Genomic DNA, 20950 nt, shown 5'->3' on the forward strand with positions numbered 1-20950 from the left:
CCTTGAGACCGCCTTACGGGGCGATCTTCAGCGGCACGAAGACCGGACGGTTCTGGCGGATCACCTTGACCAGCACGCTGGTGCGGCCCGCCTTCTTGGCGGACGCCACCGAGGCGTTCACCTCGGCGACGGTGTTGACCGCCGAACCGTTGATGCTGGACAGGACGTCGCCCTTGGCCAGGCCCTTCTCGCCGGCGTCGCTGTCGCCCTTCACGGCGGTGATCAGCAGGCCCTTGACCTCGCTGTCGATCTTGTAGGTCTGACGCGAGGCCGCATCGATTGGACCCAGGCTCATGCCCAGGGCGGCGATGCTCTGGCTGGTCGGCTTGTCCGGGGTCGGAGTCGCGCCGCCGTCCTTGTCCTGATCCTCGTCCGACAGGCCCAGCGTGCCCTCGGCCGGACGAGTGCCCGACTTGACGTCCACGGTGCGCGGCTTGCCGTCGCGCAGGACCGACATGCGGATGTTCTCACCCGGACGGGCCTTGGCCACTTCGCGGGTCAGTTCCGAGCGGTTGGTCACGGCCTGGCCGTTGACGGCGGTGAGGATGTCGTCCGGCAGCAGGCCGGCCTTGGCGCCAGGACCGCCGGCGACCAGCTCGGCGACGATCGCGCCCTTCACGTTCGGGATGCCCTGGGCTTCGGCCATCTCGGCGCTGAAGTCCTGGATGGTCACGCCGATATAGCCGCGCACCACCTTGCCGCCCGAGATCAGCTGCTTGACGGTCGCTTCGGCGATGTCGGCGGGAATGGCGAAGCCGATGCCGACCGAGCCGCCCGACGGCGAGTAGATGGCGCTGTTGACGCCGATCACCCGGCCATAGATGTCGAAGCTGGGGCCGCCCGAATTGCCGCGGTTAATAGGCGCGTCGATCTGGATGTAGTTGACGAACGACGAGGTGTTGTCGCCCAGATCGCGGTTATAGGCCGAGATGATGCCGGCCGTGGCCGTGCCGCCCAGGCCGAACGGGTTGCCGATGGTGATGACCCAGTCGCCGACGCGCGGCTTGGCCTGGTTCTCGAAGTTCACATAGGGGAAGTCCGAGCCCTTGGCCTTAGGGTCCACCACCTTGACGACGGCCAGGTCGGTGCCTTCGTCACGGCCGACCAGGGTGGCCTTCAGCTCACGGCCGTCCTTCAGCACAACCTGGATGTCATCGGCTTCGGCCACAACGTGGTTGTTGGTGACGATGTAGCCGTCAGCCGAGATCAGGAAGCCCGAACCGGCGGACTGCTGCTTGGGCCCGGTCGGCGTCTCACCCTCGCCGTCTTCCTGGCCCTGCCCCGGCTTGCGGCCGCGCGGCACGATGTCGAAGCCTTCCAGGCCTGGAATGCGCAGGGTCGGCTGGCTGGCCTTGGACGTCACATTGATCTGGACGACTGCGGGCGAGACCTTCTCGAAGATGTCGGCGAAGGACATCGGCGCGCCGGGCGGCGGTGCGAAGGCCGGCGCGCCGGCCATGGCGACACGAACGGGTTGCGCCTCGGCGGCGCCCGCCGTGCCCATGCGCATGCCCACCCCGGCCAGAGCCGCAGCCGCGACGCCTGCGCCCGCGACGGCGCCCACAATGAAACCCGACTTCCTAGCGGTCATTCTCGTCTTTCCTCACCCGCACGCTCGGCGCGCGGTCCCATGTCATCTGAGAACCTAGTCGTAGCAACGAAAGGCGCAATGGTCCTCGACCTAACTTTACGTCATCCGCCGAAGCTTCTTGGGGCCGCTTTTCGGCGCAATCGTGTCAATCCTCTTCGAGGAGACGCTTCAGGCGGGCTTCCTCGTCCTGCGAAAGCTCGCTCTCTGCTGTCTCTCGACGCCGCAGCAGGCCGAACATCAGGCCGCCCCCGACCAGCAGGACGCCGATCGGCGCCAGCCAGAGCGCCGCGTTACCGGCCGAGAACGGCGGCTTCAGCAGCACGAACTCACCGTAGCGCTCGACAAGGAACGCACGGATCTCGCGATCGCTGCGCCCGGACTTGACCTGTTCGCGCACGACCTTGCGCAGGTCGCCGGCCAGTTGGGCCTCGGAATCGTCGATCGACTCGTTCTGGCAGACCAGGCAACGCACTTCCTTGAAGAGCTCGCGGGCCCGGGCTTCCTGGGCCGGATCGGCCAGGCGCTCGGACGGTTCGGAAGCGCCGGCGACCAGGGCCAGGGCGGCGAGCGCGATGGCGGCGGCCTTCAGACGGTTCACGACACCACCTCCTGCGCGCGCTTGCCCACGCCCAGGCGCACGCGGCGGTCCGACAGCGAGATCGCGCCGCCGATGGCCATCAGCAACGGGCCAAAGAAGATCAGCCGCACCCAGGGGTTCACATAGGCGCGGACCAGCCAGGCGGGCTTGCCGCCCGCACCGGCGCGGCGCTCGCCGATGACCACATAGATGTCGTCCAACAGGCGCGGACAGATGTGCACTTCCGAGGTCGTCTGGCCGCCGGTCGGATAGAAGCGGCGCTCGGGCTGCGCCCGGCAGACCACGACGCCGGCCTTGTTGACCACCTTCACGATGCCGCGCTCGGCCAGGTAGTTCGGCCCCTCGACCGTGCCGACATCGGTCAGGGTCAGCGCATAGGCGCCCAGCTTCTGGGTGTCGTTCAGGCTCATGGCCTGGGCCGTCTCGACCCGCCAGGCGGTCTCGAACGACGCGCCCAGCACGAACAGGCCGAGACCCGCGTGAGCCAGGGTCGTGCCCCAGGCGCCGCGCGGCAGGCCCTTGGCCCGACGAACGCTCTCGGCGGCGGGGGCGCGGAAGAGCTTCAGGCGATCGGCGATCTCGACCAGCGCGCCGCCCACCAGCCAGAAGCCGACGACCAGCCCGCCGCTGGCCAGCAGCTTGCGCGGCTCGACGATGGCATAGGCCAAGAGGCCCAGCACGACGGCGGCGGCCAGGGCGATCCACAGCTTGCGGGCGACACCCTTGGCGTCGCCGCGCTTCCAGGCCAGCAGCGGCCCGGCCGGCAGCACCGCGAAGGCCAGGATCATCAGCGGCACGAAGGTCATGTTGAAGAACGGCGCGCCGACCGAGACGGCCTCACCGTCCATGGCCTCGCGGATCAGCGGATAGAGCGTGCCCAAGAGCACCACCGCCGTCGCCGTCGACAGCAGGATGTTGTTGAGCACGATGGCGCTCTCGCGGCTGATCGGGCGGAACTGGCCGCCCCGGTTCAGGCTGGGCGCGCGCAGGCCGAACAGCAGGAAGCCCGCCCCGGCCGCCACGCCCATCATGATCAGCAGCAAGACGCCGCGCGTCGGGTCGACGGCGAAGGCGTGGACGCTGGTCAGCACGCCCGAGCGCACCAGGAAGGCGCCCAGCATCGAGAAGGTGAAGGCCGCGAGCGCCAGGAACGCCGTCCAGCCCGGCAGGGCGCCGCGCTTCTCGGTGACGATGGCCGAATGCAGCAGGGCCGCCCCAATCAGCCACGGCATGAAGCTGGCGTTCTCGACCGGGTCCCAGAACCACCAGCCGCCCCAGCCCAGCTCGTAATAGGCCCAGAAGGCGCCCAGCGTGATGCCGATGGTCAGCAGGCTCCAGGCCGCCAAGGTCCAGGGCCGCACCCAGCGGGCCCAGGCCGCGTCGATCCGGCCCTCGATCAGGGCCGCCAGCGACAGCGAATAGACCACCGAGAAGCCGACATAGCCCGCATAGAGGAACGGCGGATGGAAGGCCAAGGCCCAGTCCTGCAGCAGCGGATTGAGCGAGCGCCCCTCGACCGGCGGGTCCAGCAGGCGGTCCAGCGGGTTCGAGGCGAAGACGGTGTAGGCCAGGAACATCACGCCCAGCGCGCCCTGAACGGCGATGGCGTAGGCCCGCAGACGGGGCGGAAGGCTGTCGCCGAACACCGCCATGGCCGCGCCGTAGCCGGTCAGCACCAGGCACCACAGCAGCATCGAGCCTTCGTGGCTGCCCCAGGCGCCGGCCACCTTGTAGAGCAGCGGCTTGGCGGTGTGCGAGTTGGCCGCCACGTTGGCGACCGAGAAGTCCGAGCCGACGAAGGCGTGGATCAGGCAGCCGAAGGCGACCAGCACGGCCAGGAAGGTCGCGATCGCTGCGCCTCGGCCGGCGCCCGCCAGCACCACCGATCGCCGCGCGCCGCCCACGGCCGACAGCCCGGTCTGCGCAATCGAAAGCATCAACGACAGGACGAGGGCGAACGCGCCCAGTTCGACGATCATGGCGCGGGCTTCCCAGCAGCAGGTTGGCCGTAAGAAGGCTTCTCGCCTTCACCACGCCACTCGCCCTGCTCCTTCAACGCCTTGGACACTTCGCGCGGCATGTAGCGTTCGTCGTGCTTGGCCAGCACCTGCTTGGCGACAAAGACGCCGTTCTCGTCGAACGTCCCCTCAGCGACGATCCCCTGCCCTTCGCGGAACAGGTCGGGCAGGTCGCCGTGATAGGTCACTTTCGCGGTGGCCTTCTGATCGGCGACCACGAACTCGACGTCGCCGTTCGGGTGCTTGACCACGCTGCCGGTCTGGACGAGGCCGCCCAGCTGGACCTTGCGGCCCGGCTTGACGTGGGCCTCGGCGGCCTGGGCCGGAGTGTAGAACAGCGAGATGCTGTCGCGCATGCCGTACATGGCCAGGCCTACGGCCAGGGCCAGCACCGGCGCGACGGCCAGGATGACGGTCAGGCGCGCGCGCGCCTTGCGTGATTTCGGCCAGAAACTCATGGCGCTTTCAGATTCGATTGAGCGGGGGTGTCGGCGGCCTGGCGCAGGGCGGCGATCACCTTGGGCTGGTCCTTGAAGCGGTTCGACGCTTCGGCCAGGGCCGCGTCGCGCTTGGCGACGTCGCCCAGCACGGCGTAGGCGCGAACCAACCGCACCCAGCCGTCGGCGTCGTCAGGGGCCTGGGCCAAGCGCGCGGCCAGGCCTTGGACCATGCCGGCGACCATATTCTGGACTTCGGGATTTTCCTCGGCGACGGGCGCGCCCGGCAAGCCGCCGGCGGTCTGGGCCTGGTCGATCTCGCGGGCCAGGGCCAGTCGGGAGGGATCGGCCTCGGGCACGCTGTCGCGCAAGCTGCGCCAGTCGGCCAGGCCGCCGGCCAGATCGCCCTCGGCGATGCGACCGCGCGCCAGGTAGTAGCGCGAGCGCAGTTCGTTGGGCTCGATCTTCAACGCCTCGCGGAAGGCCAGCTTGGCGTCGGCGCCGACCTCACCCTTGGCTTCCATAACGAAGGTTTCGCCCAGCAGACTCCAGATGTCGGCGCGCTTGGGGGAGACCTTGACGGCGCGGCGCAGCGCGGCCTCCGCGCCCGGCAGGTCGCCGGCAGCGGCGCGAGCCTTGGCCAGGAACACCAGCGGCTCGACATCCTTGGGACGCTCGGCGACCACGCTCTCCAGCACGGCGGCGATGCGGGCCGGATCCAGCGTCGAGGGATCGCTGGCCTTCCATTCGGCCACGCGCTGCAGATAGGGCTGATCGTCCAGGCCCGGCTTGCCGACATAGATGTAGAGGCCAAGCGCGCTGGCGCAGACCGCGCCGATCGCGGCCACCACGCCGATGCGCGCGGCCTTGCCGCTGCGGCCCCAGGTCTCGGACTGATCGGCGGCGGCCAGCAGGCCCCGGCCGGCCTCGGCGCGGGCGGCCTTCAGCTCGTCCTGCGCGAGCAGGCCGTCGATGGCCAGGCGCTCGACCTCGGCCAGGCGGCGGCGATGCGGTTCCAGGCGGGTCTGGGCGTCGTCGACGGGCCGGGCGCGGGCCGCGCCGCGCAGCACCAGCCCCGCCGTCGCGGCCGACAGTCCCGCCGCAGCGATCCAGAAAGCGATCATGGCCGCGTGTTAGCCCGTAACCGCGCGCGAAGTTAGCGAAAAAAGCGCTTAAGGACGACGGTATGACAAGAGCGCGCTCGCCGCGCCGCCACCGCCTCAGAAACCATCCAGGGAAACCGCCATGACGCCGATCCTGCTGATCCCAGGCCTGCTCAGCTCGGCCGAGATCTTCGCACCGCAGTTGCCAGCGCTGTGGCGCTACGGTCCGCTGACCGTCGCCAGTACCCTGGAGGGCGACACCGTGCCGCAGATCGCCGCCGCGATCCTGGCCAGCGCCCCGCCCCGCTTCGCCCTCGTCGGGGTGTCGATGGGCGGCTATCTGGCGCTGGAGATTCTGCGCCAGGCGCCCGAGCGCGTCGAACGTCTGGCCCTCGTCTGCACCTCCGCGCGACCGGACACGCCCGAGCAGTCCGCCAATCGCCGCGACATGGTCGAGCGCGCCCGCAAGGTCGGCTTCGATCGCTTCTGCGCCCTGGGCGCCGACAGCCTGACCCACCCCAGCCGCAAGGGCGATCCGGAGCTCAACGCCATCAGCGGCCGCATGGGCGCGGCGGTCGGTCTCGAGGGCTATGCGCGCCAGACCGAGGCGGTCATCGGCCGCGCCGACAGCCGGCCGCTGCTGCCCACGATCAAGGTTCCGACCGCGATCATCGTCGGCGACGCCGATCCCCTGACCCCGGCCTTCCTCTCCGAAGAAATGGCCGCCGCCATCCCCGGCGCCGTCCTCACCCTCGCGCCGGACTGCGGCCACGTGATCACGCTGGAAAGGCCGGAGGTCGTGAACGCCGCGCTGATCGCGTGGCTGGAGCGCTGATCAGGCCGCGATCGCGGCCGCCGCCCGCCGCCGCACGATCTCGGCGGTCTTGTCGTCGCGGGTGAAGGCGATGAAGCCGGCGGCGACGTCCAGATACTTCACGGCTAGGCCGGAGTCGCCGCCTTCGCCCGTGCGGGCCACGTGCAGGACGTCCTCGATATAGGGGTCCAGGCGGGCGTTGAGCTTTTCCAGGACCTTGTTGCGCGAGCTGCCATAGCCGGCCTTGTCGGCGCAGGCGCGCAACTCGGCGACGAAGGTCAGGGCGCCCTTGGCCCGACGGATCATAGCCTCGTCCGGCTCGTCGGTCAGCTTGGCCACGCCGCGCGAACCCTTCTTGGCCAGCATCGAGATCGGACGGGTCGGCAGGGCCTTGTCCAGTTCCTTGTCGGCCTGGTCCATGCGGGCTTCGCAGATCTTGGCCATCTGCTGCTTGAAACGGAACAGGCGCTTGCCCCAGGGGCCGTCCTTGGCCACCTCGATCGACTGCTGGAACTCCAGGATCTGCATCTGCACGCGCTGGGCGTCGAGCCCCGCCGCGCGGCCGGCCTTCTCGCCGCCGGCGAAGTCGAAGGTCTCGATGCGGGTCAGCGACGCGCCGATGTCGGCCAGCACGCGCTCGCCGAAGCGGCTGACCTCCGACGAGGCCAGGTAGCGGTCGCTGGGACGGTCCATGACCGCCGAGATCACGCGCAGGATGCGCCACTCGTCGGGCAGGTGGGCCGACAGGATGTCCAGCAGCAGCGGACCGGCGTCCTCGCTGATCCGGCAGGCGTCGCGATAGGCCAGGCGGGCCGCGGCGGCGCGCTCGTCCGACATGCGGCTGACCCATTCCGACAGGCGCGGCAGGCAGGTGCGCGTGATCGACGACAGCTGCAGACACATGGCCAGCTGCTCGGGATCACAGATCGAGCGGATGCTGTCGAAGGCCTCGTTGCCGCCATCGCGCAGGCCCGCGGCGGCGACCTTGCACAGCTCGTCGAACACCGGCGGGGTCCCGTTTTCCAGGTCCCACGGATTGCACTTGGCGGCGGCGTCCTGCACCTGCTGCGGCGCCACGGCCTTCAGGGCGCGCCAGAGACGCGACAGCGTCACCGGCGGGAAGGACACGCAGTTGTCGCCGCGGTTGGCGCACAGCGGCACGACCGGGCCCAGGATGTTGTTGCGGATATAGCGGTTGGCGGCCTCGTCCTCGACCAGGCCGCGGACGGTCGCCAGCGAGCCTTGCGCGCCCGCGCCGGCCAGGGCCAGTTCCAGGCTGCGCAGGGCGGCGTCCGGCGCGGTTTCCACCAGCGTCCGGATAAGCTGCAGTTTTTGCGCGGCGATGGCGGCCATAGATCCTCGTGTCGGACTCCCACGGCCGACAGCGTCAACCATGTTCGCTACGAGTTAAGGATTTCCGAAACGCGTCAAAAATCCAGCGCCTCCGCGACGCTCTGGACCACATAAAAAGCTGTTGCCTACCAGAAGTTTAGCCGAAGACGGCGCCGAGCGCAGCCAGACCGTTCCGCGACGTCATGACGCAACCTGAAGTTACCCTTCGGCGCGCGGCAGGTCGAGGGTGACTCGCAGACCGCCGAGGGGTGATTCACCCAGTTGCACCGAGCCGCGATAGGCCCTGGCCAGTTCGTCGACGATCGACAGGCCAAGGCCTGAGCCGGGCGCCTTCTCGTCCAGGCGCTGGCCACGCTTCAGGGCCTGGCTGCGCTCCTCGGGCGTCAGACCCGGGCCGTCGTCGTCGACGGTCAGCAGCATGCGGGCTTCCCCCTGCGGGGCGGCCTCGACGCGGATCTTGCCGCGGCACCACTTGCCGGCGTTCTCCATGAGATTGCCGGCCAGCTCCATGAAGTCCTGCTTCTCGCCCTGGAAGGCCAGGTCCTCGGGACAGCGCCAGTCGATCTCGATCCCCTGCCCGTCCGACTTGTCCTGGAAGATCCGCTCCAGGGTCACGGCCAGTTCGTCGAGGATCGGCTCGACCGGCGTGCGCTCGCCAGAGGTCTGCGAACGGGCGGCGGCGCGGGCGCGGCGCAGGTGGTGGTCGACCTGCTCACGCATGGTCTGGGCCTGGCGCTCGACCACCTCGGCCAGCTGGCCGGGCTGCTGGCTGGCCTCGGTCAACATCACCGACAGGGGGGTCTTGAGGGCGTGCGCCAGGTTGCCGACGTGGGTGCGCTGGCGCTCGACGACTTCCTGGTTGTGGGCCAGCAGGGCGTTCAGCTCCACGGCCAGCGGCTCCAGCTCGACGGGATAGATCCCATCCAGCCGTTCGGCCTTGCCGCGACGGACGGCGGCCACCTCGCGGCGCAGGCGAAACAGCGGCTGCAGGCCAAAACGCACCTGGACCACCACCGCCAGGATCAGGCCTACGCCCAGGATCGACAGGGCGAAGATGGTGATGCGGCCGAACTGGCTGGCGTCGGCGTCGATCGGCGAGCGGTCCTCGGCGGCCACGAACACCAGCGGGTCGGCGTAGCCCGGCAGCCGCGCCAGGATGGCGGCGGCGCGCAGCGGCTTGTCCTGCGGCCCGCGCAGGTCGAAATACTGGGTCTTGCCCGGGGCGGCGTCCAGCTGATCGATCTGGCTGGAGGCCAGCATCAGGTCGCTGTCGAACAGCGAGCGCGAGCGCACCAACGGCCGGATGGCCCCGTCCTCCGACTTGTCCAGGATGGCCCAGTAGCGCCCCGAATAGGCGCGGGTCGCGCGGATGTCGGTCAGCACCGGCGCGCGCAGCTGGCCGTCCTCGATGGTCGAGCCGGCATAGAGGTCGTCGGTCAGCACCGCCAGCGACGAGTCGAACCGGCGGATGGCCGCGGCCTTGAACTGCGCGGTCAGAAAGACACCGGCCGCCAGCATGACCACCAGGGTCCAGGCCCCGGCGATCAGGACCAGGCGACGGACCAGCGATCGACGGCGCAGGTCCAGCAAGGGACTAGTCAGTCGCTTCGCCCGCCAGCGGCGTCAGGCGATAGCCCAGGCCGCGGACGGTCTCGATGCGGTCGGCGCCCAGCTTCTTGCGCAGACGGCCGATGAACACCTCGATGGTGTTTGAGTCGCGGTCGAAGTCCTGGTCGTACAGGTGCTCGACCAGCTCGGTGCGGCCGATCACCCGGCCCTGGTGCATCATCATGTAGTGCAGCAGGCGGTATTCCAGCGAGGTCAGGCGCAGCGGCTCGCCATTGACGCTGGCGCGTGCGGCGCGCGGGTCCAGGCGTAGCGCGCCGCACGACAGCGACGGCGCGGCGTGGCCGGCCGAACGGCGCAGCAGGGCGCGCAGGCGGGCCAGCAGCTCTTCGGTGTGGAACGGCTTGGCTAGGTAGTCGTCGGCCCCCGCATCGAAACCGGCGACCTTGTCGCTCCAGGCCGCGCGGGCGGTCAGGATCAGCACCGGCGTGGTGACATTGCCCCGGCGCCAGCGCTCCAGGACCGAGACGCCATCCACCTTGGGCAGGCCCAGGTCGAGAACCACCGCGTCATAGGGTTCGGTCTCGCCCAGGAACTGGGCTTCCTCTCCGTCCGGGGCGTGGTCGACGGCATAGCCGGCGTCGGCCAGGGCCAGCTTCAGCTGGCGCGACAGGTCGGGATCGTCCTCGACGAGCAGAATGCGCATGGAAAACTCCTGAAAACGATCAGCCGCCGCTGAGGATCTGGCCGGTCTCGGCGTCGACGATGAAGTCGATGCGGCGACCGTCGGCAGTCGCCCAGCGGACCCGGTAGTTGCGGCCTTCCAGGCCGGCGTCCAGCACGCGGCCGGGCACGCGGGCGGCGATCATCGAGATCACCCGCGACAGCGGCACGAGACGACCCGACTGCACGCCGCCGCGCGCCTGGTCCTGCTGGGCGCGCCAGTCGGCGCCGAGCGAGTCAGGACCACGACGTTGCGCCGACGCGGCGCCCGGAAGGGCGGCGACGAGCGCGGTGGCGACAAGAAGGGCGCGGATCGTTTTCATGCTCTCCGGTCTAAAGGATCGCGGCTGAATGGAGACTGAACGTCGGGGTTATGAACGCGCTGCGACGTTCTGTCACGCTAGCTCACCCCTTAGCCGAGTCTGTGCCGGATCAGATTTCAATCCAGAAGCCAAAGACCAGACACAGATTAAAGCGCGATCAGGCTCTTGCGGACCGTCAAACGCACCGTGCGGCCCAAGGGATCCAGGTAGTCGGCCTGGTAGGCCTGGGGCGTGCGGCCCAGGGCGTCCTTCACCACGGGGCGACTGTAGAGCACGTTGTCGGCGGCCACCGTGACGCGGGCGCCGGCCACCCATTTGGACACCGGCCCCAGGTTCAGGTCCTTGGGCGCCTCGTAGAAGGCCGACAGGTTGATGGTGGTCTGGTCGTCGAAGCGCAGGGCCCCCGTCGACGGGCCGGCGTCGATGACGCTGCCGCCGCGCCAGTTGCCGTTCACATTGACGCCCAGCCCCTGCTTGAAGGCGTTGAGGCGGAAGGAAAGCTCGCGGCGCGGCTGGCCGCGGCGGCTGGTGCTGGCGCCGTTCAACAGGTCCAGGGGCGGCAGGCCGCCGCGCAGAGTGGTCTCGTCGCGCAGCCGCCAGACATAGTTGACCGACATCTGCACCTGGCCGGCCTTGCTGCGGTCGGGCTTGGCCTTGCTGCCCTTGGGCGGCTGGCCCAGGAAGCGCGTCAGGTTGAAGCCGCCGCGCACCTCCTCGCGGTCGATGGCGTCGAAGTTGAGCGGCCGGCTGTCGATGGCCGTCAGCACGCCGTCGGCGTTGCGGGTGAAGCGCTCGGGGAACGCCGCCTCCAGCGCCGCCGTGCCCAGCGGGAAGTTGGAGATCGGATCTTCGATGTGGGTGGCGACGTAGTTGGCGTTGACGGTCAGACGCGTGGGCCCGCCGTCGCGCCCCATCGGCCGGAAGTTCAGGCCGGCCCGCAGGCTCCGCCGACGGTCGTTGGCCAGCTTGGTGTTGCCGCCCTCCAGTCGCTGCACGGCCACGCTGTTGCCGGTGGCGAAATCGAACACCGTGACGCTGGGGGTCAGCACCGTCGGGTCGACCAACTGGTTGGCGTTGGGCGCGGTCTCTTCCTGCGAGATGTTCAGGTTCACAGACACCAGCTTGTCGGGCGTCCAGTTCAGGCCGCCGCCGAACGCCAGTCGGTCGCGGCGGCTGTCGATGTCGTAGCCGGCGTTGAGGCTGGCGGTCAGGTCGCCCACGACCGGCAGCACCTCGCGGCCGCGGCTGGTCAGCGGCACGTCAATGTCGCCCTGCAGCGAGACCGCGCGGCGCTCGAACACGCTGTGCATCGTCCCGCTGGACCGCACGGTGTCGGAGACCTGCTGGATGCGTTGACCGCCCAGCTTCAGGGTCGAGGTGATCCGTCCGGCGGGAGCCTCGGCGACATCACCGTTCAAGACGAGTTCGGCCTTGGCGGTCTTGGACGTCGACTTGGCGGTGTCGGGCTTGTTGATCTTCAGCAGGGCCGGCGAGACCGAGCCGAACGGATTGACGCCGGGATCGCCCGCCGCGATAGCCGCCTTCCAGTCGGCGGAGTCGACGCCCCGGCCGGTGACCGTATCGCTGTCGTTCTGCTCGTAGCCGCCGGTCACCGTCCAGCGCCAGTCGCGGACATAACCGTTGGCGGCCAGGCCCAGCTGCCCCTTGAAGGTCTGGGCCTCGCGGACCAGCGAGCCGGGCGCGTCCAGGTAGCGATAGACGGTGACGTCCTGGCCGAACGGCGAGAACGGGTTGCCGGCCGGCAGCTTCACCGAGGTCGCGGGCAGTCCCAGACGACTAGTGCGCAGCGCGTCCTCCAGGTTCAGGCTGACCGTGACGCTGACCCGTTGCGCCAGGTCGCGGGTGACCGCGGTCTTGAAGCCCTTTTGCTGCAGCGCCGCCAGCAGGCTGCGATGGGCGATCAGGCCGTCCAGCTCCGGCGAACCGGCTCCGGGAACGAAGGCGGCCAGGTCCTGAGCGCCATTGGCCGCCGCGTCGGGCGCGCGGACCACGGTGACGACGCCGCCAGCCAGGTCCGACAGGGCCGGATCGATCTCGGCGCCGAACGGCGAGGCCGCCACGTTGCCGATCAAGCCATAAGGCGAGGTCGCCGACGGGATGCGGTAGATGTCGCGATCCGCTTCCAGCAGCACGCCCTCGCCGCGGACGTCCAGGCCCGCCGTGGTGCGCTCGTCGCCGGCCAGGCGGAAGGCGTCGGCGGTAAGGCGGCCGGTCAGCCGTGGGGCCGCGATGCTGCCCTCGCTCTCGGCCGCGGCCGAGGCGAAGCGCTTGCGCAGCACGAAGTTGACGACCTTCTGGTTGGGTCGGAAGCCGTACGACAGCGCGGTTGCCGGCGGCAGTACGTCCATGCGCTCGATGGCCTGGGTCGGCAGGTTGCTGATCTCGGAGAAGCCCGAGATCCGCCGACCATTGGCGAGATAGATCGGCTGCGGCGCGTCCGGATCGCCGGTGGTGATCTCGCCCTGCAGCAGATTGACCAGGTCCGCCACGGTGCTGGCGCCTGTGCCCAGGATTTCCGAGGCGTCCAGGCTCAGTTCGGGCAGGGCCGGCCCCTGGGCCTTCCCGCGCGGCCCGGCCTGCACGACCAGCCCCTCGATCAGGGCCGTCTGCTCGCTCTCGGTCGGCGCGGTGGACACCGGTGTCTCTTGCAAGGGCGCACTGGCCTGCAGGAGCGTCAAGACGCTGACCAACATCATGGGAGCCTCCCCGGATCCTCAATGGAATATGGGGAATCCCTAAGATGGGTAGGCGCTGGAGGCAAGGGGGCCAGCGCCCTCTACGGCCTACTTCCGCTTAGGCGAGTACGGCTTCTGGTCACGCCAGGCCTGGGCGAACTTCTCCAGGTCCTCGTCGACCGTCTCGGGCAGGGTCACCACCAGGCGCGCCAGCAGGTCGCCGCGCTTGCCCTTGGCGTCGGCGAAGCCGCGGCCTTTCAGGCGTAAGGTCTGGCCGCTGTTGCTGCCCTTGGGCACGCCCAGCATGACATTGCCGTCGGGTGTCGGAGCCTCGACCTTGCCGCCCAGCACCGCATCGGGAACCGAGATCGGCAGGTCCATCACAAGAGCTTCGCCCTCTCGGCGATAGATCGGGTGAGGCTTGATGGCCAGCTCGATCAGGGCGTCGCCCTGACCGCCGCGACCGGGGCTGCCCTGGCCCTTCAGGCGCAAGGTCTGGCCTTCCTGGGCGCCGGCAGGGATGGTGACGTCGATCGTGCGGCCGTCCGAGAAGGCCACGCGCTTCTTGCCGCCCTTGATCGCCTCTTCCAGGTCGATGTCCAGGCGCGCCTTGATGTCCGCGCCCTTGGCGGCGAAACCCGGACCGCCACCGCCGCCGAACGGGCCACGCCCCGCGCCGCCGCCCTGATTGAACATGCCGCCGAACAGGTCCGACAGGTCGATCTCCGGCCCGTCGTCGCGCTGGAAGCCGCCACGGCCAAAGCCCCCGGCGTTGAACGGGCCGTTGCCCGGCTGGCCGCCGAAGCCGCGCATGGTCTCGCGACCATCGGCGTCGATCTGGCCCAGGTCGAACTTCTTGCGCTTTTCCGCATCGCCGACGATGTCGAAGGCGGCGCTGACCTGCTTGAACTTCTCCTCGGCCTTCTTGTCCCCCGGATTGGTGTCCGGGTGATGCTGCTTGGCGAGCTTGCGGAACGCCTTGCGGATCTCGTCCGCGGTCGCGGTGCGGGAAACGCCAAGTTCCAGATAGGGGTCGCGCGCCAAGGAAGGTCCTTCGAAGAATTGAGCTGTGGTGGGTATCGCCCTCCATCTAGAACGTCCAGAGCGGGACGCAAGGGCCGATGTGGCCGATTTACCACAACCCTATGGTCGCAGAGGCGCCCCAGCCGTATAGCGCATCGGCCTGGGCGACCTCGATCACCGCCGCCGACGAGGGCGCGTCCGCCGTCCGCATGGCGGCTGTGTAGACGAAGGCCGGGCTCGAAACCTCGACCTCCCGCAGCGCCGCGCCACCGTCCAGCACGCGGAGCCGATAGCGTTCGCCCCCCTCGGCCAGCGGAACCTCGCCGTCCCAGACGTCGCCGCCGACGCGGGCGCGGCGGATCCAGGACAGGCGCAGGTCGCCGCCGACCATCCGGCCGCGCAGATGCGCCGGCGCAAGCGGTCGCAAGGCGCGGCCGGTCCAGGTCGCCGTCACCTCGGTCATGGCTGCGCCCGAAGGCGGACCGCCGGCCGGGGCGGCGCGGATCAGCAGCGGCGCGCCGCGCTCGAAGGCCGCCACGCTCATCGGCGCCACCGCCTCGTCCAGCAGCACTAAGGCGGCGCCGGTCGGGATGATCGCCTCGCTCGCCGCGCCGTCGCGCTGGCCGCGCAACAGGCCCGAAAGCCGCCAGACGTCCGGCGCGATCAACTGGGCGGCCTGGAAGGCGATAATCTCCCAGTCGCCGGCGGCGGCGCGAATGGCCAGGACGTTCTCCCCCGCCAGCACGGCGGCCAATGGGGCGGAGGAGAGACTGCGCCCTTCCATGCGGACCGTCAGGCTGCCGGCGCGATCCAGTCGATGCGGCAAGGCCGGCGGCAGATCGCTCAGCGTCTCGCCGACCGTAGCCGGCGCGGGAATACGGGCGCGGACGGTCAGGGTCGCCGCATCGGCCCCGGCATGGACCTCCAACGGCCGCCAGGGCTCGCTCGCCGCCGCGACCAGAGGCCGGGCGTCATCGGTCAGCGCGCCATCGGACGGCAGGTCCAGCACGTGCAGCACCGGCGGCGCGGCCGGGTCGCGCGGCGGGGACGGCGTCCAGTCGATGGCCTCGCCCACGCCTTGCACCGCCAGCACCGGGACCAGGGTGGCGCGCGGCTGCTCGTCCAGATCCAGGCGCGCCACCCGCCAGGCGCCGCCGTCGAACGCCAGCCGGTCGCCGGCCTCCAGCCGCAGGGCGGCCGACGGCGCCAGGCAGATGATCCGCGCCCGTCGCGTCGCTTCGTCGGCGGCCAGCATCCGGCGGGCGACGGCTTCGGCCTCGGCGGCCGCCAGCACGATCGGCGCGTCGGCGTCGCGGGTCCCCTGCCCCGTCTCGCGCCGCACGATCAGCGCCCCGACCTGATAGTCGCGAGCCGCATCCAGGAAGCGCAGGCGCAAGGCCTCGACGGCGGGATCCAGCGTGCGGGTCTCGGTCTGGCCCGGGCCGTCCTCGGGCAGGACCAGATCGTCGTCGGTCAGCGCGCCGGACGTCCGTCCCGACCGCGACGCCATCCGCACATGATCGCCGCGCTCGACCGGATCCAGGGCGAAGGCTTCGGTCAGGGGGCTGAGCGCGTCGCGCAGACGCATCGGCCGGTCGACGACATAGCCGCCCACGCTGCCGCCCGCCTCGCCGGGGTCGATCCGCACCCCGGCCCGCGCGCCCAGGGCCTGGATCAGCTCGGGCAGCGGCGCGACGCCCGCCCGTCCCGTCAGCCAATGGCCCAGCAGCCAGTTGTCGCCGTCGGCCCAGACATCGGACCGGGCCGGAAAGTCGGGAAACGGCCGGGCGTCCCAGCACCAGGCGCTGGCCGCCTCGATCATCGGCCCGCCATACAGCGGCGAGACCGGATTGGCGTCCGGCTCCTCAAGCCAGGCCAGCACGGTCTCCAGATAGCGCCGCTGGCCGAAGTCGTCGCGCTCGCCGGTCGAATAGGGCGGCAAGAAGCTCTCGGAGCTCTTGGGATCGACGAACAGGTTGGGCGCATTGGCGCCCTTGTCGACGGCCGGGCAGCCGAACTCGGTCAGGCGGATGGGCTTGGACTTCGGGACCCAGACCGTGGGCGTCGCCGCGCGCACGCCGGCGGGCCGGTCGTGGTGGGGATTGCTCCACCACGCCTTGAGGTCCTTGGGGCGCCAGATCCACGGCTCGCCATGCGCGCCGTCGGTGATTGGGGTGCGCGCCTGGGCGTCGCGCGCCGCCGCGTCGGTATAGAACCAGTCGTAATTGTCGCCGCCGGTCAGGCCGGCGCGCAGATAGGCCGCGTCGCTGGGACCGAACCAGCCTGCCTGGGCGTCTAGGTGCGTCTCGCCCTCGCGCCAGTCGGTGACCGGCGGATACCAGTCGACGCCGACGAAATCGATGTTCGGATCGGCCCACAGCGGGTCGAGGTGGAAGACCGCGTGGCCGCCGCCGGGCTGGTGACCGAAGTACTCGCTCGAAAACTACGGCGTTAAATACCAGCACGATCCGCTGCGGAAAGCCGTTGCAGTCGCGCACGAGTTATTGAGTTGGGGCCTGCCTCGACCGGCGCTTGATCGCCTTCACAGTGTTGCCGATGCTCTCGTGAAAACGGTCGTCAGCCTCATCGGCCTTTTCCACGTCGGGCAGCCTACGCTCGTACTGGGCATGCAGATCAAACCTACCACCATGTTCGCGCCTCCCGAGCTTGAAGCGCGCCCTAACCTCGCCAGCGACGGTCAGCAGCTTGTACCCCACCCGGACACATTCGATCCGTGTATCGTCAGCGGTATGGCTCGCGTCAGTAACAGCGAGGATGCCATCGAGCTTCGTTTGGGCCGCAGTCACCGCGCCTTGGCCACTCAGTACCTTCATGGAGAGCTTGGCGCCGATAGCCCGCCAATCCGTCGTCGGAGGGAAATCTGGAAAGGCTGGCACGCCGACGTAGGGTTCGCCCATCGTGCCCGCCGACCCGTTGAACAGTTCGATTTGCTCTGCACGGTACAATGCGACGGCCGCGAAATTTTCCAGCGCCAACGTGACGAACATCGCCGACGTCCGCCCCTGCTCGCTCTTGGTAAGGTAATCCCGCAAAAAGGTGGCCAGTTGGGTCAGGGCCGCCGCCAATAGTCCAGACAGGAAAATTGGCAGGATTTTATCGGCGGTCCACATCAAGTGGCCAACTTTTCGGCCGCACGCGGGCCGCGCGTCATCCAGTAACTTAGGCCGAACGTTGCGACCAACGCGAGGATCAGCAGCAGCTTCAGCGGAATCGTGAACAAAGGCTCGTCATGGCCGATTGGGTCACAGGGGACAAACACCATCCCGCTGGTGTCGCACGGGACGTCGATGATGTGCTTCATCGGGCCGAGGATCGCCCCAGCTTCTATCGCGGCGAACATCCCGATGTTGTTGGCGATGATGAAGAAGTTTGACATCAAGACCGCGACTACGAACGCCAGCCAGACAGCGCCGATCATCCAGTTCACACGTGCTTTCACGGCATCCCCTTAATGCAGTGTACGCTCTGGCCAATGATCGTCGGCGTAAGCTTGGATCATGTCTCGCACGAACCGTTCGCGGGCGCTGGCGTCATCCGAATCCTTGGCCGCGTCCATCACAATGGTGACGACCTCGGCCAGTTGTTCCCACTGCTCGACCGTCAGCGGCGCGGCCTGTCCGCCTTCAATCATGGCGGAGATCGTGAGCAAGCGTGCGTAGAGCGGGTCGGACGCGGTGGACATGAGCGTCACCATACGGACAGCTTGAGGTTGGCGGCAAGACGCCATTGAACTTGGCCGTGAGGCTTGCGAGCTTGGCGCCCGTACCTTGGGGGATTCATGAAATACATTTGCCTTGCCGTTGTCGCCGCGACCCTCGCTGCGTGCGACGCCGCTCCCCCTCCTGAACCTCCGAAGGCGCCGCCAGCGCCACAGCCGATCACGTTCGAGAGAATACGGCTGGAGGGCGGCCCGGACGTGGCCAAGGCTGCTGGGTTCACCCGGTGCGAAACGAACGAGGGGACCGGCTTCACCTGCTACCGCGACGACACGACCGTACTTGGGATCAAGGCTGAAAGCGCGAGCGTCAGGCTCGATCACCCCACGATCAACAACGGGCTCGACAAGGACACTCAGCGGCTCGCTTACGACACCATCGTCTTCAAATTCCCCGACAAGAAGCGCCGCGAAAACTGCGAGTACGACGGCGACCACCCGTTCGCCTGCGATGTCGGAGAGGGTGGCCTGAGCAGCCTTGACAAGGCGCTTCGCGAACAAGGCTACGTCTTGGAAAATCGCCGTTACGGTTACGTCTTCACGTCCATCCGCCAGCCAGTTCAGGTGACGGTCGGCACGAACAACTGGGACCGGGACGAGGTCAGGGTGTCAGGCTTGGGGGACGCGGACTGGAAAGAGCAGATCGCGCGGTATCAGGCCCGACAGTCAGCCGCCAAGGCCGAGAGCGATCAGAAGCAAGACTTCGTGAGGTCGATGGCCGCGCCGTAGGGGACGCCGTCGCGTCGCGCTCATTGCACAAGGCGTAGAGCCGCCGGGGGAAGTTAGATGATTCAAAGCATGGACGGCCAATGGATTGGCCGAGTCGAGGGGGACGCGCCGGGCATAGGCGTTTTCGAGCTTGATGATTTTGGGACCGACCTGAAGGGGATCGCCTATCACTTCCCAGATGATCCGCAATTGCCGGGGGTCACCGTCCGCTTCACCCTTCCCAATCGAGGACCGAAGCACAGCATCAAGGGCGCGCCCCTCACCCCTATCAATCCCGCCAACGGCTTCGTCCTTCAAGCTGGCGAAGTGCAGCACCAGTTCCCGGATTCCGTTGTTGGGGCCACCGCCGATCTTGAAATCGAGTTTCGCGATAACGGTCATGTGCAAATCGCCTATTTGACGCCGATCTCCAAAGGCGAAGGAACCCTAATAGGCAGCTTGGCTGGAACGGGATCAAAGCTGGTCCCCCATCCCGATGTCACGTCGTGGTCCACCTTCAAAGAATGGGCGTTCGAAGTAGAGCCGCACCGCTATTTCTATCGTGGTCAAAGCGTCCCTAAGCGCCTCAGAACTTCCTTCCACCGCACGAACCGGAAGAATTTGGCATGGTATCGGGATTGGGACATCAATGAGATGCGACGAGTGCTGAGCGCCCAGCTCAAGCACTTCTTTGATCCACGTGATCCGGACCAAAACGGGGCATTCTACAACTTACTGCAGCACCACGGGTATCCGACTCCCCTGCTGGATTGGTCGCTCTCGCCATTTGTCGCGGCTTACTTCGCCTTCTGTGCGAAACCGGGCGACCGGAAACCCGAAGATGTAGTTCGCATCTACATTTTTGACGCCAAGCACTGGCGCGAGGACGTCACGCCGCAAGTTTCCATCGCGTACGTGGCGCCGCACTTCTCGATCATCGATCTGCACGCCATCGAAAATCATCGAATGATACCGCAGCAGGCGAAGGCTACGCTGACGAACATCGACGACATAGAGACCTTTGTCGTTGGCGTTGGGGACGTGAAGAAAAAGGAATACCTGATGGCGGTAGACCTTCCCCTATCAGAGCGCGGACAAGCCTTGTCAGACCTGAACCTGATGGGGATCAATGCAGGCTCTCTGTTCCCCGGGATCGACGGCACGTGCGAGGCAATGCGCTACCGAAACTTCGAGCCGTAGGGGTCGCGACGGTCGCGATCCCCGCGACCACCATGTCGGACGTAGAGTTGGGTTGAAGGTGGCTGGACCGAACCGAAAGCAACGGAGAGCGGCGGCGAAGAACTCTCACAAGGGTTCGACACAGTCGTCATTCCGCCATTTGCCGCCTTCTCTACTTCGCGACCAAATGGAAGAGCTGGCGGTCCTCGGTGGCTTTGCCAACCACGTATCGATGGCACAGACCGGCCTACCGACGACAACGGCTGGTGAGTTGGCGTCGATGGTGTTTGCAAAGTGCTGTGCCCATGCCCGGTCCATCGGCGCTATCGTTAGTCAGTCGTCGATGTTTGACCATCACGCCGTGATGGCACTTGCCCGGATGATCATGGAAGCATCGACCATGATCTCGTATCTGAACGACCCCGTCGGCACCGACGAGTGGGAGCTACGACACACCGTGCTCCGCCTCCACGACACCGCGACCCGGATCAAGTTGCTTAGAGGCTTTGGCGGGTCAGCCGACGACCTGCGCGCCGGACGTGAGGAACTGAAGGCAAAGCTGCTTAGCTTGCCATTGTTCGCAGCCCTGCCGGAGCAACGACGTGCAAGGATTCTGACCGGCGAGGAGATGTTCACCACTGGGATGCGGGGTGTCGCAATTAAGAAGATGGGGTGGGATGAGGATCAGTTCACCGCAATCTACGCCTATCTTTCTGCCCACGCCCATTCCGCCCCGGTAAGCTTCATGCGTATGCGCGAGCATCAGATTGATTACATGGCGCCGAGCGAGACGCAGATGGAGACCTTGGCAATCTCCATGCAGGTCGCGATTTCATGCCTTCGGCGCGTACTGGTGCGTCAGATCGATCTGCAACCGGATCAAGTCGGCGAGTATCAGCCAGACCTCCTTGCCGAAGCGCGGACGGAAGACGCGGCATGCCCCTTCTTCAATCGCCGCCCTGTGAGCATTAGCAGACAGCCCGACGCAGGCGCTCCAATACCGCCCGCTGTGCCAATAGACCTTGGCCGTGTGACAGGTAAGCAACCATGAGCAAGAGTGTGCCGCACGGGTCGAATTGACA

19 protein-coding genes are annotated in these 20950 nt (G+C 68.0%); 4 read left to right on the forward strand and 15 right to left on the reverse strand.

Features of this window, described 5'->3' with window-relative positions:
- Positions 1-13: 13 nt before the first annotated feature.
- The 5 genes from E1H18_RS21040 to ccmI form a co-directional block, all read right to left on the reverse strand.
- Positions 14-1591, reverse strand: a complete 1578-nt coding sequence (locus E1H18_RS21040; RefSeq protein ID WP_172272245.1) for a Do family serine endopeptidase — start codon at positions 1589-1591, stop codon at positions 14-16.
- Between the two features lie 145 nt (positions 1592-1736).
- Entirely contained in the window at positions 1737-2189 is a 453-nt protein-coding gene (locus tag E1H18_RS21045; protein WP_172272248.1) for a cytochrome c-type biogenesis protein CcmH, read from the reverse strand.
- Entirely contained in the window at positions 2186-4168 is a 1983-nt protein-coding gene (locus E1H18_RS21050) for a heme lyase CcmF/NrfE family subunit (protein ID WP_172272251.1), read from the reverse strand. Before E1H18_RS21050 ends, E1H18_RS21045 begins: the two co-directional genes overlap by 4 nt.
- Complete coding sequence (gene ccmE, locus E1H18_RS21055; protein ID WP_172272253.1) at positions 4165-4665, reverse strand: cytochrome c maturation protein CcmE; 501 nt, start codon at positions 4663-4665, stop codon at positions 4165-4167. The genes E1H18_RS21050 and ccmE overlap by 4 nt, the downstream gene beginning before the upstream one ends.
- Entirely contained in the window at positions 4662-5768 is a 1107-nt protein-coding gene (gene ccmI, locus E1H18_RS21060) for a c-type cytochrome biogenesis protein CcmI (RefSeq protein ID WP_172272255.1), read from the reverse strand. Before ccmI ends, ccmE begins: the two co-directional genes overlap by 4 nt.
- 121 nt (positions 5769-5889) lie before the next feature.
- On the opposite strand from ccmI, the gene E1H18_RS21065 reads away from it, so the two are divergent.
- A complete protein-coding gene (locus E1H18_RS21065; RefSeq protein WP_172272257.1) occupies positions 5890-6582 on the forward strand; it encodes an alpha/beta fold hydrolase in 693 nt (230 codons plus the stop codon).
- Here E1H18_RS21065 and E1H18_RS21070 read toward each other — a convergent pair whose 3' ends face one another.
- The 10 genes from E1H18_RS21070 to E1H18_RS21115 form a co-directional block, all read right to left on the reverse strand.
- A complete protein-coding gene (locus tag E1H18_RS21070) occupies positions 6583-7956 on the reverse strand; it encodes a hypothetical protein (RefSeq protein WP_172272259.1) in 1374 nt (457 codons plus the stop codon). It abuts the gene before it with no gap.
- A gap of 156 nt (positions 7957-8112) precedes the next feature.
- On the reverse strand, positions 8113-9504 hold the full coding sequence (locus E1H18_RS21075) for an ATP-binding protein (RefSeq protein WP_172272261.1): 1392 nt from the start codon (positions 9502-9504) through the stop codon (positions 8113-8115).
- A 4-nt stretch (positions 9505-9508) separates the two neighbouring features.
- Complete coding sequence (locus E1H18_RS21080) at positions 9509-10186, reverse strand: response regulator transcription factor (RefSeq protein WP_172272263.1); 678 nt, start codon at positions 10184-10186, stop codon at positions 9509-9511.
- 19 nt (positions 10187-10205) lie between these two features.
- On the reverse strand, positions 10206-10526 hold the full coding sequence (locus E1H18_RS21085; protein ID WP_172272265.1) for a PepSY domain-containing protein: 321 nt from the start codon (positions 10524-10526) through the stop codon (positions 10206-10208).
- 146 nt (positions 10527-10672) lie between these two features.
- Positions 10673-13243: a TonB-dependent receptor gene (locus E1H18_RS21090; RefSeq protein ID WP_172272267.1), complete on the reverse strand. Its 2571-nt coding sequence runs from the start codon at positions 13241-13243 to the stop codon at positions 10673-10675.
- An 87-nt stretch (positions 13244-13330) separates the two neighbouring features.
- The gene (locus E1H18_RS21095; RefSeq protein ID WP_172272270.1) at positions 13331-14266 is read right to left on the reverse strand and encodes a DnaJ C-terminal domain-containing protein; all 936 of its coding nucleotides are present in this window, start codon (positions 14264-14266) and stop codon (positions 13331-13333) included.
- 88 nt (positions 14267-14354) lie between these two features.
- Positions 14355-16625, reverse strand: coding sequence for a glycoside hydrolase TIM-barrel-like domain-containing protein (locus tag E1H18_RS21100; protein ID WP_241736145.1), 2271 nt, complete (start codon positions 16623-16625; stop codon positions 14355-14357).
- Between the two features lie 121 nt (positions 16626-16746).
- The gene (locus E1H18_RS21105; RefSeq protein ID WP_206679109.1) at positions 16747-17379 is read right to left on the reverse strand and encodes a hypothetical protein; all 633 of its coding nucleotides are present in this window, start codon (positions 17377-17379) and stop codon (positions 16747-16749) included.
- Complete coding sequence (locus tag E1H18_RS21110) at positions 17376-17705, reverse strand: hypothetical protein (protein ID WP_172272276.1); 330 nt, start codon at positions 17703-17705, stop codon at positions 17376-17378. Before E1H18_RS21110 ends, E1H18_RS21105 begins: the two co-directional genes overlap by 4 nt.
- Before the next feature lie 9 nt (positions 17706-17714).
- Positions 17715-17948, reverse strand: a complete 234-nt coding sequence (locus E1H18_RS21115) for a hypothetical protein (protein ID WP_172272279.1) — start codon at positions 17946-17948, stop codon at positions 17715-17717.
- Between the two features lie 96 nt (positions 17949-18044).
- Here E1H18_RS21115 and E1H18_RS21120 point away from each other — a divergent pair, with 96 nt between their 5' ends.
- The 3 genes from E1H18_RS21120 (at position 18045) to E1H18_RS21130 (ending at position 20919) form a co-directional block, all read left to right on the forward strand.
- The gene (locus E1H18_RS21120) at positions 18045-18710 is read left to right on the forward strand and encodes a hypothetical protein (protein WP_172271882.1); all 666 of its coding nucleotides are present in this window, start codon (positions 18045-18047) and stop codon (positions 18708-18710) included.
- A gap of 57 nt (positions 18711-18767) precedes the next feature.
- Complete coding sequence (locus tag E1H18_RS21125; RefSeq protein ID WP_172272282.1) at positions 18768-19889, forward strand: FRG domain-containing protein; 1122 nt, start codon at positions 18768-18770, stop codon at positions 19887-19889.
- Between the two features lie 166 nt (positions 19890-20055).
- The gene (locus tag E1H18_RS21130) at positions 20056-20919 is read left to right on the forward strand and encodes a hypothetical protein (RefSeq protein WP_172272285.1); all 864 of its coding nucleotides are present in this window, start codon (positions 20056-20058) and stop codon (positions 20917-20919) included.
- The last annotated feature ends 31 nt before the right edge of the window (positions 20920-20950 follow it).

Origin of the sequence: Caulobacter sp. RHG1, from assembly GCF_013181195.1 — a bacterium.
GTDB lineage: Bacteria > Pseudomonadota > Alphaproteobacteria > Caulobacterales > Caulobacteraceae > Caulobacter.